The organism is Bacillus paramycoides, from assembly GCF_001884235.1.
Taxonomy (GTDB): domain Bacteria; phylum Bacillota; class Bacilli; order Bacillales; family Bacillaceae_G; genus Bacillus_A; species Bacillus_A paramycoides.
The window spans coordinates 19,880-34,600 of record NZ_MAOI01000089.1 but is presented as its reverse complement, the minus strand read 5'-3'; the positions used below and the strand labels follow the sequence as shown (position 1 = coordinate 34,600).

At 31.3% G+C, this 14,721-nt stretch carries 13 protein-coding genes and 1 pseudogene; 5 read left to right on the top strand and 9 right to left on the bottom strand.

The features are described 5' to 3' along the window. Positions 1-7: 7 nt before the first annotated feature. From BAU28_RS20165 to BAU28_RS20155, 3 genes are read right to left on the bottom strand one after another with little or no spacing between them, the layout of a single operon-like run. Complete coding sequence (locus BAU28_RS20165; protein WP_071719728.1) at positions 8-688, bottom strand: autotransporter; 681 nt, start codon at positions 686-688, stop codon at positions 8-10. A gap of 41 nt (positions 689-729) precedes the next feature. Further along, the gene (locus tag BAU28_RS20160) at positions 730-2,043 is read right to left on the bottom strand and encodes a putative HlyD family type I secretion protein (protein WP_071719727.1); all 1,314 of its coding nucleotides are present in this window, start codon (positions 2,041-2,043) and stop codon (positions 730-732) included. Next, entirely contained in the window at positions 2,036-4,255 is a 2,220-nt protein-coding gene (locus tag BAU28_RS20155; protein ID WP_071719726.1) for a peptidase domain-containing ABC transporter, read from the bottom strand. The genes BAU28_RS20160 and BAU28_RS20155 overlap by 8 nt, the downstream gene beginning before the upstream one ends. Before the next feature lie 242 nt (positions 4,256-4,497). On the opposite strand from BAU28_RS20155, the gene BAU28_RS20150 reads away from it, so the two are divergent. Genes BAU28_RS20150 through BAU28_RS20135 form a run of 4 tightly spaced genes read left to right on the top strand, consistent with a single transcriptional unit; the run spans position 4,498 to position 5,400 of the window. After that, the gene (locus BAU28_RS20150) at positions 4,498-4,704 is read left to right on the top strand and encodes a Blp family class II bacteriocin (RefSeq protein ID WP_071719725.1); all 207 of its coding nucleotides are present in this window, start codon (positions 4,498-4,500) and stop codon (positions 4,702-4,704) included. Between the two features lie 25 nt (positions 4,705-4,729). Continuing rightward, complete coding sequence (locus BAU28_RS20145; RefSeq protein ID WP_071719724.1) at positions 4,730-4,936, top strand: hypothetical protein; 207 nt, start codon at positions 4,730-4,732, stop codon at positions 4,934-4,936. 25 nt (positions 4,937-4,961) lie between these two features. Then, positions 4,962-5,168, top strand: a complete 207-nt coding sequence (locus BAU28_RS20140; protein ID WP_071719723.1) for a hypothetical protein — start codon at positions 4,962-4,964, stop codon at positions 5,166-5,168. A 25-nt stretch (positions 5,169-5,193) separates the two neighbouring features. After that, positions 5,194-5,400: a Blp family class II bacteriocin gene (locus tag BAU28_RS20135; RefSeq protein WP_071719722.1), complete on the top strand. Its 207-nt coding sequence runs from the start codon at positions 5,194-5,196 to the stop codon at positions 5,398-5,400. A gap of 302 nt (positions 5,401-5,702) precedes the next feature. Here BAU28_RS20135 and BAU28_RS20130 read toward each other — a convergent pair whose 3' ends face one another. The 3 genes from BAU28_RS20130 to BAU28_RS20120 all read right to left on the bottom strand — a co-directional run bounded on the left by BAU28_RS20130 (position 5,703) and on the right by BAU28_RS20120 (position 7,991). Continuing rightward, positions 5,703-6,209, bottom strand: a complete 507-nt coding sequence (locus BAU28_RS20130; RefSeq protein WP_071719721.1) for a DUF3278 domain-containing protein — start codon at positions 6,207-6,209, stop codon at positions 5,703-5,705. A gap of 2 nt (positions 6,210-6,211) precedes the next feature. Next, entirely contained in the window at positions 6,212-6,406 is a 195-nt protein-coding gene (locus BAU28_RS20125; RefSeq protein WP_071719720.1) for a helix-turn-helix transcriptional regulator, read from the bottom strand. 601 nt (positions 6,407-7,007) lie between these two features. Beyond that, positions 7,008-7,991: a DNA-binding protein gene (locus BAU28_RS20120; protein WP_071719719.1), complete on the bottom strand. Its 984-nt coding sequence runs from the start codon at positions 7,989-7,991 to the stop codon at positions 7,008-7,010. Positions 7,992-8,350: 359 nt separating this feature from the next. Between BAU28_RS20120 and BAU28_RS20115 the strand changes: the two genes are divergently transcribed. After that, positions 8,351-9,511, top strand: coding sequence for a tyrosine-type recombinase/integrase (locus BAU28_RS20115; protein ID WP_071719718.1), 1,161 nt, complete (start codon positions 8,351-8,353; stop codon positions 9,509-9,511). A gap of 430 nt (positions 9,512-9,941) precedes the next feature. On the opposite strand, the gene BAU28_RS20110 is transcribed toward BAU28_RS20115, so the two are convergent. The 3 genes and pseudogenes from BAU28_RS20110 to tnpA form a co-directional block, all read right to left on the bottom strand. After that, positions 9,942-12,473 carry a ThiF family adenylyltransferase gene (locus BAU28_RS20110; RefSeq protein WP_071719717.1) on the bottom strand — a complete coding sequence of 844 codons (2,532 nt, stop codon included), beginning with the start codon at positions 12,471-12,473 and terminating at the stop codon, positions 9,942-9,944. A 648-nt stretch (positions 12,474-13,121) separates the two neighbouring features. Then, positions 13,122-14,201: pseudogene (locus tag BAU28_RS20105) on the bottom strand (RNA-guided endonuclease TnpB family protein). A gap of 5 nt (positions 14,202-14,206) precedes the next feature. Next, positions 14,207-14,608, bottom strand: a complete 402-nt coding sequence (tnpA, locus tag BAU28_RS20100) for an IS200/IS605 family transposase (protein WP_033733370.1) — start codon at positions 14,606-14,608, stop codon at positions 14,207-14,209. Positions 14,609-14,721 lie beyond the last annotated feature (113 nt).

Below are 14,721 nucleotides of genomic sequence, written 5' to 3'. Positions count from 1 at the left end.
TAATTTTTTATTGTAACCAGCTGTTATCTATCTTATTAATCCAGTATTGCATAGCTCCACCTTCTCTATATTCTTGAACTATACTTGTACCTTTAAGGTATTGAGTTTGAGAAGATGTAATTCCTTTAAGTATTCTGGTCCCTTTAGGTACCGTGATTTTATATTGTATATTGAGCGGATTCCCCCAAGCTTCTAATACGGCTAACTCATTTCTAGTTTCTTCAATATTTCTTTCTTTATCTCCCCACCAATAACCAAGACCATATTTAGATTCTGGTTCACCAGCCTTGCTTCTTCTATATAATGTAAGTAGCTTATCAGTCTCTATAATTTCTATTTTTAATTCCTTAAATGCTAATACATCCGAATTTGTTTCTTTAAAATCAAAATTAGAAAATCCTGAAGAACGTATTACCTCTCTCTTTAAACTTGCTCGTTCCATTATACTCAGATTTAAATTATCTATTTTATCTAGGGCCTGATTCATTTCTTTAACTGGCCAATTATTCAAATCACTATTTCTAATATAGCTGATTTTTTCTCCTAGATTAGTATTATCATTAAAAACACTAGTCATTTGCTCAATATTGCTTAAATTGATGTTTTTTTCCTGTGCATATGTAACGGATAAAGGAAAATAAACCATTAATAAAATCAACATGATTATACTAGAAAAATACTTTTTCATACTTAATTCTGTCCCCTTATATGAATCTATTTTTAACTATTTCAATTGGAAATAAAATCTAATTTTCTTAAAATAAATTTCCATACCGGTTCTTCTCCTGTAATGACTGAAGCTCTACCAACCATTCCTGTATGTAGTTCTTGTTTTTCTTTTGTATCAATTGTGGCTTCTAGTTCATACATATACCCTCTCGTATTTTTATCAAAAGTAGGATATGCTGATACATATGTTATTTGTCCCATTTGTTTATCCGTTTTCTGTAACTTAAACGAATATTGTACTTTATCTCCTTTTTTTATTCCTTTTATCTCTTGAGCTGGTAATAAGATTCTTACTTTTTTTTGTTCTTCTTTTGGGATAATTGAAACAATCTCTTGGCCAGGATTAATTAAATCCCCTTGTTGCAAGATGGAAGGAAATTGTACAATCCCGTCTTTTTGTGCTTTTATGATTGTCGTTTCATTTTGATGACGCAGTCCATCTAGCTCTTGCTTTTTAATAAATAGTTCTTGTTCTAGGGATTGAATACGTTGATTCACTGAAATCATAGACTCTTCTTTATATTGATTTAAAGCATCTTTCTTTTGTTCTTGCTTTCCTTCTTTAGTAACATCAACTTTTGTTCTTTCATGCTCTAAAGTTTCTTTTCGTTGTTGGATACGCTTTTCTACACTGTTTTGTTGAGATTCTAAATTCCCTATTTTATCATTCATTACTTGTTTTTGATCTTCTAATATATTTTCTTTTGTTTTTTGTTTTTCAATTGTGTCTATTTCCCTTTGGATATTTTCCTTTTCTGCAATTAGTCCTTGTAAAACTTCATCTTGTTCGTTTGAAAATTTACTATTCTCTATTTTTTTTATTTCATTGTCATTTTCATTTTGTATAGATTGATATCTTTGATCATAAGCCTGATATTCTTCTCTTATTTTTTTATCCACATCATCAGGAAAAGAAGATTTATGAGACCGGATACTCTCTTTCAACTGCTCTAACATCCCTTTTTGTTTTTCTAAATGTTCTACAATTTGATTCGTCTGATTTTGTTTATCTGTTAATTCTTGATTTTTTAATTGAATTAAAATATCTCCTTTTTTTACTTCATCACCAGACTTAACAGCAACCATATCAACCACACCTACAATTTGAGTACGAGACACACTTGCATCTGATTTTCCTTGTATCATTGCCGTTCCCTTACTTACAATATCTATCTTACTGACATAAGCCCAGATTAAAAAAACAAATAAGCTCGTCAAAAGAAAAACAAGTAATCCAGCAATAAAACGAGGTGGTTTTCTTTCTAATAATTCCTTACTATCAGTTAACTGATCAAACGAATAAATCTTACTCATCTTGAACACCCCGCATTGCATAAGATTGAGATTCTATGTGTTCTATATGAACAGTTTGATTCTTCCACAAACGATAATACTCTCCTTTATGGAATAATAATTCTTCATGGGAGCCTTGTTCTTTAATATTTCCTTGTTCCATCACGAAAATTTGATTTGCATGCTGTATTGTACTTAATCGATGCGCAATCATAATTACAGTAACCCCTTGTAATCCCAACTCCTTTAACATATCGGTAATATGTTTTTCAGTTGTAGAATCTAAATTACTTGTCGCTTCATCTAAAATTAAAATATCTGGTTTTTTTAATAACGCTCTTGCAATTGCTAAACGTTGTCTTTGTCCGCCGGATAAATTTGACGCATTTTCTTCTAAGAGAGTTTCATAACGTAACGGTAGTTCACTAATAAACTCATGTATACAAGCTTGCTTACATACGTGTATAATCTCTTCCAAAGTAACTTGTCGTGTTAAACCAAAACATAAATTCTCATAAATAGAAGCACTAAAGAAGAATGACTCTTGAGAAACATATGCAATTCGATCTCGTAATGCAGTACGGCTTATCTCTTTGATATGATAATCATCATAATATATATTCCCTTGTTGAGATTCATAATAATGCATTAATAGTTTTGAAATGGTTGTTTTACCTGATCCACTCTCTCCTACAAATGCTACTTGACTACCTGATTCAATTGAAAAACTTATGTTATTTAATACATTTTTACGTGTTCCATAACGAAATGTAACATTTGAACATTGAATTTTACCGGATAATTGTTTAGGAGATACTTTATTATCCTCTTTTTCACTCTTTTCTTGATTTAAATCAAAAATTTCATTTAATCGTTCTCCAGCGACTAGTGCAGACTGCATGGTAGGCTGAATACCAATCAAATTTTCAATTGGATTTAAAAAGTATGCCAAAAGTGCATTATATGTAATTAACTCACCTATCGTCATATTCCCTTTTAATACTTGTATGGAACCAACCCAAAGGATGATAGTTCCACCAATTAATTCAAGTCCCATTTTAATAGAGCCTTGTAAATTTGATAGCATTCCTCTTTTAAATACATGCCTTAGTAGATTAATAAAACGACTTTCAGTTTGAAAAAACACTTCTTTTTCCGCGTTATAAGACTTTACAGTTGCAATTCCATTTAAAGATTCTACTAAATAAGAATTTAATTTTGCATTACTTTCCATTTCTTTACGATTAATGGATTGATACGGCTTATGGAAGGCAAAAATAATACCAATATAGAAAGGTATTAATAATAAAGTCACACCAAATAAAATTGGACTATGGATATATAACAAAACGGCTCCTATTGTAACCATTAATGTATCAATCATTAAAGTAACTGTTATGGTTGACAAAGCATCTCTTATTTTACTTGCGTCCATAAATCGAGAAATAATTTCGCCCACTTTTCTTGTTTCAAAGAAGTTCATTGGTAATCCTACAACATGACGATAATACCCAAGCATTAAGTGAATATCTATTCGCCTACTTAAATATAAGATTAAATGAGTGCGAAAATAAGAAAGAATTATCTTAAATATATACAATATAATAATTCCAATTGATACAATATGGAGCGTCTGTATCAACTGATTGGCCACGATATCATCAATTAAAAATTTAAAATAAAATGCTCCCAATAGCCCAAATAAATTAAAGAAAATAGAAGCAAAAAACAAAGGTATTAATAAATTTTTTTGTTGTTTTAATAATAAGAGGAATCGTGAAAATGTTCCCTTTGATTCTTTCCCTTTTTGAAAATCTTGTCCAGGAGACATTAATACAAGAATACCTGTCCACATTTGGCAGAATTCTTCTAACAAGTATGTAACTAATCCCTTTTCTGGATCAGCAATATAAATTTTATTATCTTTAACCTTATGAATTACTACATAATGTAACAAACCACCATTGACTACAACATGAGCAATTGAAGGTAATGGGATTTCTTTTAAATCTTCGGGTTTTGTTGCTTTTACAGCTTTTACTTCAAACCCCAGTTTTTCACCGGCTTCCATCAAACCTTTAATATTTGTTCCCGCTAAGTCTGTACCAGCGACTTCTCTAATCTTTGAAATAGAAGTAGTAAACCCATAATGGCGAGAAATCATCGCTAGACATGCTGGTCCACAATCTTTTAAATCCTGTTGCCTAATACAAAAAAACTCTTTTTTGAACAAAACCGTAGCCTCATTTCCTTAATATTTAGATGTAACACGTTAAATATTATATCTAAATATAATAAAAAAACAGAGAATATGTAATTTTGCATATTCTCTATTCTTCCTGGAAATAAGTGTTATTATAAAAAATGTGATTGTTATATCGCGATTAAACAATAGTAATAATAGTATTTTTATTATATTAACTAATTAATTACGTGTAATAATCAAAAATTTAATAATGAGGGGTATGAATAATTATGAAATTAGAATCACTTACAGAAAAAGAACTTTTAGAAATTTCAGCTGGTGGAGCAGGTAAATGCGTAGCAGGCATCGCTTCTGGCGCAGTATTAGGATTCCTGAATGGTGCTAGCTACACTTGGGAGCTTGGTCCTGGTGTAATTTATGGAAGTGGCGTAGGCGCTTTAGCTGGCGGCGTTGCTGGCGGAATTGGTAGTTGCTAATAAAAAATAAAAGGAGAATCATATTATGAACTTAGAGACACTTACAGAAAAAGAACTTTTAGAAATTTCAGCTGGTGGAGCAGGTAAATGCGTAGCAGGTATCGCTTCTGGCGCAGTTAGCGGATTCCTAACAGGAGCTGGATACACTTGGGAGCTTGGTCCTGGTGTAATTTATGGCGGCGGACTAGGCGCTTTAGCTGGCGGCGTTGCTGGCGGAATTGCTGGTTGCTAATAAAAAATAAAGGGAGGATCATATTATGAACTTAGAAACACTTACAGAAAAAGAACTTTTAGAAATTTCAGCTGGTGGAGCAGGTAAATGTGTAGCAGGTATCGCTTCTGGCGCGGTTGGTGGATTCCTAACAGGAGCTGGATACACTTGGGAGCTTGGTCCTGGTGTAATTTATGGCGGCGGACTAGGCGCTTTAGCTGGCGGCGTTGCTGGCGGAATTGCTGGTTGCTAATAAAAAATAAAGGGAGGATCATATTATGAACTTAGAAACACTTACAGAAAAAGAACTTTTAGAAATTTCAGCTGGTGGAGCAGGTAAATGTGTAGCAGGTATCGCTTCTGGCGCAGTTAGCGGATTCCTAACAGGAGCTGGATACACTTGGGAACTTGGTCCTGGTGTAATTTATGGAAGTGGCGTAGGCGCTTTAGCTGGCGGAATTGCTGGCGGAATTGCTGGTTGCTAATAAAATATATATCTAATAATAATTAGAATGAAAAAAGCGATTAAATTAAGTTTTTAATTTAATCGCTTTTAATTTATATAAGCTAAAGCTAGCGATTATAATATGAATCGTGAAGTAACTCCCATAAAAATGTGATTTTATGGGAGTACAAATAAAGATCATATTTTTAAAACTAATTCAATATGTATTAAATTTCTTAATTTCTAACGGTATGCCTAAAAATGTATAATATCCAATTGTAAAATTTACAGAAAGAAGGGTTTAATTCTATAGACTATATTTCACTTATATTCTAATTTCAATTAATATAACTTTTTTAAATTAAATAATGAAATTACATACATGCTAGAACCAAAGAATAAGCCTGCACAAATCCATATAATAATATTAGATAAAGAAACTGATATTTTTCCTGAGCTTAAATAAGGAAAAACATAACACATTAAAATAAACATTTCAAAGGTCCAAAGCAAACCCGCTTTAATACTAGATTTTTTAATCTGTTTTTTCTTATTAAAAAATTCTTCTTCTGTAGAGCACTCTATATCATTCAATCTATTCTTTTTTAATTTCCACATTAAATAGTTAGCGTAAAGCATATTAACCACAAAGGTAATTATAGTTCCTATGGATAAGGTGTGATTAATAGTATCAACTACTAGCATAATAAACATAGCTAATATATTTGCATACCATAACATTAACCCTGCAATAGCAAACTCTTTGTTTATTTCTTGTATTTGATATTCATCTCTTTCGCTTCCTTTGTTTATAAATCTCAAGTACATTTTTTCTAAGATATTTTTCATTGTTACGACTCCTCCCAAAATAAATCATTTAAAGTAACTCCAAGGGTTTGACAAATCTTAATACAGAGATTTAAAGATGGGTTATATGCGCCTTGTTCAATTAAACCTATTGTTTGTCTGCTAACATTTGTCAATTTTGCTAATTCTCCCTGTGTCATACCTTTTTCAAGTCGAATCCGCTTAACTTTGGTAAGCATCTAAAAACCCTCCAATACTATAGTTTACTTTTGTTATTTATATATTACATTTGTTTTTTATATATGTCAAGTGTCATGTATATTTATGAGATTCCATTGTGAATTTCGACATGAAATAAGCCGGGTTTTCTATTCTAAGAAAATTCGGCTCTCATTCTTTGTAGTTGATTGCTGATTTTTTTCATATTTCTTCATTATTTTATAAAAAGTATTTTTCTTCAGTTCTAATAGTTTTATAAATTGAACTTCAGTTATGTCTCTATTTTTCCACTTGGGATAAGTTTTTCTATCTTAGGGGCGAATGTATTACTATGAGGTTGTTTACATTTACAGTATTAGTTACACCTGAATCCCTGCACATTGTGTGGGGATTTTTTTCATAAAGGGGTTGCGTCAAATGCCCATCAACTTGAGCATTTAATAACACCAAAAAACGAAAAAACGCTCTTTAGAGAGCAAGATTTTGTACATCGAAAACGTAAATTTTCAGGGGATGATTTAAGCCACTATATGTATTATTGCATAAGAATTTGTTATTAATTCAGATTAAATCTACCTAAAGAAAAGACGCTTTAAAGCGTCTTTTCTTTATTTTTATAATTTAGTTGTCTGACGCTTGATAAGCATAAATCTTTTCACGAATAGCGGATGCAATAAATTCTTCAATAGAACCGTTCGTTTCATTTACAATCTTTGTGATTGCATGATATTCATTGCTTGTTATGGTTACTGCCTTAGTGACACTACTGCTATCTAAATACACGCTATTATTAACACGTCTTGTTAATTTTCCTTCTATTATATATGGGGTTAAACAATCAATCCATTCTATCTGCATTTGCATTGGTAATTGAATAATCGATTGACGAACATCAAAGTACCAAAAACCATCTTCCTCAGAAACCTTAATATTTCTTGGTGATACATACTGCAGTATCAAGTCAATTAAGTGAAAAATGTTACTTCGCAATTGATTTGATTTAGGGAAACGGAATTTTACAAACTTTTGGTGATGACTTCTTGGTTTATCGGATAGAACATATGCAGGCTTATACCCCACTTTACTTGCATCTTCTAGTGTCATATTGTTTCCAAACTCATCAATAAGCACAATATCCCCGCGCTTCGGAATGGATATAATGCGTGCCAATTTATTACCTTCCATAAATTTTTGGAACAATACCACATTATATTTTTGTGAGAATGTATACAGCGTATTAGCCTGATCCAATTGCTGTACCAATCCGTGTATTTCTTCCTCATTTACAAATTTAGTCTCACGATTACGATGTTTCTGTATAGTACAAGTCAAATCTCCTTCTTCTATCCACTTTTCAAGTTGATACATGCTCACATTATAATCTTTTGCTGCCTGATATAAGGTAATTCCTTCTGTTTCACGATCTTCTTTCAACTTTTCTATGTCTTCTCGCTTAAATAAAAAGCTACCATCTAAACGCCAGGTCTCTCGATTAATTGGATTTAATTGTCCTTGTTTCATAAGAGTACTAAAAATGAAGCTACTAATTCCTAAATAAGCTTTTACTTCATTCGTATTCATATTTATTTCCTGTCTTTCAAACATATCTTTTCCTCCTATGTGTAAACTTCTGTTATGTGAAATCAATAATTTTATTATGTAAAGTTAAACTGATAAAAATATATAATGTAAATTAATTATAACACAATCATAACTTAATTTATTTTTAAAAATATATGAAATGAAATTTCAGTTTCTAATTAAATTATCTTTTATATAATTATAAATTATATAAAAGATAATTTAAAAAAGTAAATAGATAATAAGTATAGAAAATAGAACATTTTCTATACTTACTCTTTACTTTCATTTTTATAAAATTTAATCTTACTATGTAAATAACTTTGAATGTAATTCGGTTATAATATTAGATATAAAAGGAATTAATATGGAGATGAGTAACAATGAAATTTGAATTGAATGCAATTCATAGTGAAACTTATTTAGAAAACATAGAGAAACAAAAACAAAATTTCGCAAACATAATCGCGTTATGGAATCAAGATTATATAAATGAAGCTGAATTTAAAAAGGAAAATAACGAAAGAGAAGATTCATATACATATGAGGGATTTTCAGATGAAGAAATATTGTATTACTTTTTAAATCGGCAAACACATTTTGACCAAGAAAAACGTATAAAGGATGCATCCAGAACTCTATATGCACGTGATTTAAGCCAATTCTATTTTTTCATCAAACAAAGTACAGAATTTCTGCAGCAAGATGTTAAAGATTATGTAGTCGGCCAAGTTTGGAGGAACTTAAGAAAGCGACATATACGTAACTATCAAAAATGGTTATCCCAGGAGGCAATCTCCTATCAATCAAAAGAAAAATACAAAGCATCTACGATTAGTCGGAAACTTGGTGTGATCCGTTCGTATTTGAAATGGCTATATGAAATTCAATATATCCAGCAACCTCTTCATGTGGAAATTCTAAGTACTACTGTTAATAAACAACATAAACCAAAACGCGAATTATCATATGAGGAAGTGAAGCAGCTGCTAAACTACTATAAGGATAACGAAATTAACTATGGATTATTGTCGGTCCTTGCTACTACAGGGTTACGTGTTGCGGAGGTGGCACATGCGAAATGGGAAGATCTTGAATATGATGCAATACGAGGACGATACTATTTAACGGTTGATACAAAGGGAGATAATGAACGGATTGTTTCTATTAATAAGGAGGTTTTTAGTCGTATTGTTGCATTCCGAATCCGGAGAAGATTACCTGTAGACATTGGGAATAAAATTGGCGGAACTATATTTCAAACAAAAAAACATACTGCTTATAGGGAGAATTACTTGTCACAATATATTTCTAAAATTATTAAAGATACCCAGTTATCCTTTACAGAGAATATTCGAATTACTCCCCACTTCTTCAGACATTTTTATGTACAGTATTTATATGATTACAAGGGACTAGCGCCTCATGTTATCGCAGCTGCAGTAGGTCATAAAAATGATAGAACTACAAAAGAAAATTATTTGAAACAACGATTAACGAAAGATAATGATGCTGGAAATCTAATTATGGAAGATGAATTCTAATTTTAACGCTTTAATAGATTAGTATTACATGTCTTCAATACTATCATTTGTAGTTATGTTATTTTTACACAATTAAAATTACCTAATCACCTGTTTATTTGTGTTTATTCTTACAAATGTTCATTAGTTCTTCGCCAATATTGCCTAAAATAAAACGCATCCTTTCTGTATATTTCTACAAAAAGAATAGCGTTTTTTCGTTTTATGGATACACTTTTTTAGCTTGATGGCGATGGGGTCTCACCACACATCCATCAACTTAAGAATTTTATAACTCTCCCAAAATAAAAAAATGTACATTTTCACCTGAAGATGTTAATTTTCTCGTTTTGGGGTATTTGCTTTTCTTAGCTTGATGGGCATATATTGTGATCCAAAATAAGAAATGTATTATTTACACCAAAACCATTTAAATTGCACCATTATATTTTTAGTTAGAATACACTCCCTCTTCTAACATGACAGACTGAAGTTTATGTAATTTTCGTAATAATTCATCCATAGCTTGCTCCATAAATTCCCCGTTTGATAGCTCTTTTGACATATAATTTAAAAACTCTTCTGTACGATATATCCCATTAAATAATGCTTCTTGTATTTGAATATCTTTTGGGATAGTTGAGTTTTCTTCACGACATAATCTAACTGAAAGTAAGTATGCAATTGGTGGCAAAACGTGATCACCAAATTCAAAGATAAAGGAAGCCTTCAAAAGAGGATTGAAATAGGAGTATGTTTCATTTTGAAATCTTATACCTTCAAATAAAGGATGCTTATTATACTCTTCTCGTATTTTCAAAAACTCTTTTATTGAGATTTCTCCATACTCCTGTACATGTTTTATTAAACTTTTTTCAAACAAATGGACGCTATATGTAGATAATACAACTTGATGAATTCTTTTCACATACTGTCTTGCGATTTCTCTCCTTATATCTCCTCTTACATCATTATTCCGTAAAATCGCTTGTACACATATAATCTCAAAATAATATGCCATCACTTCATTTAATAACTGTGTGCTATCGTCAAAAAATGATTCACCATAACTTTTATTAAAATATGCATGCCCTAATTCATGACACAATATAAATAAACTATCTACATCATCATGATAATTACATAAAATTCTACTTTCTTTTATACTTGGAAAATAATAAGTTTTATTCACTTCCACCTCATTATATATTTGTATGAGATTGTCTTGAAACATCCGTTCAATATAGTTTGTCCATCGATCTTGTCCATATTTCTTCAAACTTGTTACTATTATTTCTTTCGCCTCATCAATTGGTACTGTAGTTCTTTGTTCTTCATTATATGTTAAGAAATTAGCTTGAACTTCCCCAGATGAATTTGGAAATATAAGTGATAAACTTTTCATTATAAGATCATGAAATTTCTGCTGTAATTTCTCTTCAAACGTAAATAATGTTTCTTCCTTCACGCCAAATACTTCCATATGATAATTTGAACTTTCCATAGCTAAATATCTTTTCTTACTCTTTATGAAAAACTGAAGAATTTTATTTCCTTTGTTTTTCAAAATATCGTAAATATCTTTTTGAAGCTCTTCCTTCTGGCCATAATTTTTCAAACTACGTATCATTTCAAAGGCTTCAAATATAGAATATATCTCACCATCATAAGGAATTCGAATGCTGCGAATCATCTGTAAATATTGCTCGTATTCTTCTTCATTCCCATCTAATTCCTCTATATCGTTCATGAGTGTAACAAATTCATTATACGCCTCTTCTAGTTGTAAATGAGACAGTTGATCCATATGAATTAAAATATCAAAAGCTTGGTGCATAGATAGTATTTCAAGTTCCATTACCTTTGGCAGGTTTCGTCCTGCTGCATAATAAACATTAGAAATTTCTTTTATCTGCCTTCTTAACTTATCTGGTTCGAGTGGGATTATTGATTGTAGTGATTGTATAAATGTTTCATATTGAGGCTTAAATGTGTTATTGGTTGTAGTTTGGAAATTTATAAAGTCAAAACTATATCCATCTTTTAAATGATGTTTGTCATTTGTTATATCTTCAAATAAGATACGGGTAATAATAAGTGAAACGGCCAAACTTTGAATAATCGTCCCCCTATTTTCGCAAATTACGTAATCTGTATGATAATTTTTAAAGCTATTTTCAAGTATTACACTACCATCATTGTAGTTACTTACATTCAGTACTTTTACAAAATCATTATGATATCCCATTAAAAAATACTTCATGTTTTCTTTATCACAGTAATCCATTATATCTTTATGCAGCTGTAATGAGGCTTCATCAAAACTTCCGAAAATATAATTTACCCCGCTCAAGTCTACTTGTAGCAAATCATGAATTGTTTCTATTTTCATATCAAATCCTTGCGTCTTTACATAAGGATCCATTTTATTCAGCTTTTCCTGAATTACATCTATTTTTTTCTTATGAATATCCTCTGTTTGAAATACTGTTTGTGCTCTAATATTTTTACTCTCCACTGTATCAAAATCGATAATAATAATTTCACCAACACCAATTTTAGATAGTGTCATACATAACGTAGCACCAATCGTACCAGCTCCAATAACAACTACCTTTAGACTTTTCATCTTCTGAACAATTGTATCCGCATATACAGTACGATCATGCACACTAAAATAGTTCGAATTTCTAAAGTTAAATAACTGTTCTTCCGTCTCCTCTTCATATCGTTGTTTATATAAAAGATGATTCTCATTTATAAATTCAATAATAGTTTGTAATTCTTGATCTTCCATTCTATTCTTAATCTTCCAAGCATATATGTTTTCTAGGATATCACCTTTAGGGTTTTCTAAAACTTTTAATAACGACCACAATTTCTCAAACTCATCTATTTCGATAACTCGCTCTTCCCCATCATAATAAACAACTTCATTTTTATCAGGATACCCTCTAAAGTTCAGACTCGTTTTTAATTTCACATTCCTTCTCTCCATTCCATTGAAAAAGAAGGTGTTTACACACCTTCTTCAATTCAAAACTAGCATAATAATAAACAAACACATTGATTATCTCGTTGCGTAGCCTTTTTAATTTTCATTTTCAATTTCATGTAAAGCCCCCCTTTTTCAATATATTGGTAATACAAGGAATATATTAACAATTAAACCATCGCAACTTCAACCCATTTTGTTGTATTCAGAATTTTCAGATGTTGAGAAAACGTTTTCAAATTTCTTAATTATCGTCTGTTTTCATTTTATTTCCAAACTTTATATTACTGGCACAATAGTATTTTATATTTTATCAAGTTAAATATTTTGATTTAAAAAACATCTATTTCCTTCTCAAATAATAATTAAATATGATTCTGGTGCAAAAAACTCCAGAACTCTTGCAGGTAATCGGTATGGAAAAGGAAAATTCATTCAAGTAAAAGCATTATCAGCCTGATCTACTAACTGTAGTTCTTCTTTGAGACTCCCACGACTGAAGTCGCAAGCCCTAATCCTTACGGATTAACGGGTGGGATTCTTGAATGACTAAGCGTTCGCAGTCCATTTCTGTTTTGAACAGCCTTCAAGATGAGGGCATCTCATTGCCCCTCCTAAACCAGACCATATAGGTGCTTAGGCTGATTGACTGTTACCATCAATCACAGTTGCATAGCGAATATTCATCGCCCCAACGATATCACGATGTGTCTCAAACCCACATTTACAATTGTATTTTCTGTCTTGTGCCTTGTTCTTTTCAGAACATTTTGGACAAGTTTGACTTGTATAAGCAGGGTTCACATATTCGATCTTAATACCAACTAATGTTGCTTTGTACTCGATGAATTGTGCTAAACGATAAAATGACCAAGTATGTAGATTTTTTTCGTTTTTACGGCTTGTTCTTGCCGTCTGTCTAATATTCGTTAGTTGTTCTAATCGAATGAAAGAAATATTATTATATATTGCAAAATCAATAATTTTACGACTTACTTTGTGATCTTCGTTTTTCATCCATCTTTGTTCTTTATCATTATATTGGCGAATAGCATTCAATTGCTTACCTTCTCCTAACTGCTTGCGGACACTACGAAACTTACGTTTCATATATTTATTTCATCTTCCGTTTCCGAAGAAACGAACCTTGTCACCGTCTGTTATTGCAACAGCGGGAACTTTTAGCCCTAAATCGACACCCATTATCTTTATTCCTGTCTTTTCGGTTGTAGGAATTGTAACAGATATTTGAGCAATCCATTTGTGAGATTTTTTTGTGATGCGGAGTGTACCTAACCTGTGTTTTAACAAATTATAGTTACGATTATTCTTATCTACTAATAAAGCACGTATTTTCCAACGAGTTGATTTTCCATTCACCATAAATGGAATCGAGATGTGTGTGAAGTTAAATGAATAATTTTGGTTATTCCATACGCAAACGGGTTTCTTTAAAATCGGAACGATTTTGTATTTACTTTTTTTCACCTTTGTAGAAAACACACTTTTCGCTTCTTTAATCGCTTGATTCTTAACCGCACTTGGTAGGTTAGCGAGAACATCTTTTGTACTTTTCTTAGTGCTTTTCTTTAACTCAACCATTTCAGATACAAGTTCATTAATGACTCTGATATATTCGTGGCTACTTTGTTCCAATAAACAGATTTGTTCTTTTGTTGGAAGCAATTTAACTTGAACTGTTATGGTTTGCGACATAAGTTTCACCCCCTTGTTTTTTGATTTTCAACATAATGTTTTATTGTCTCACTTGATACATTTCCAGCAGTAGAAACAAAATAGGAACGTGTCCATAGACTTGGCAAGTGCATAAGGTGAGGAAATTCTTCCCTCAAACGCTTTGATGTCACCCCTTTAATTTTTGCCATTGTATCGGCGGGACTAAGTGTTGGCATTGTATTTAAAAACAAGTGAACGTGGTCTGTATCACATTCCATTGCGATAATAACAATATCCAGTCCGTTACATATTTCTTGAACCAACATTTTGAAACGTTCTTCTACTTTTGTGTTTAGAAAAATCTTTCTTCTGTATCGTGGACAAAACACAAAATGATAGTTAATGAATGATACGGTTGTTTTAGTTCTTCTATAATCGTTTATCATGGTTATAACGTATCAGTTTGTTTGTTAAACCGCAACAAAAAGGATAAAAAATAACAGATACCAGCACTTTGGATACTTAAAGTACCACAAACCTTTCGATTTTTAATGGTACT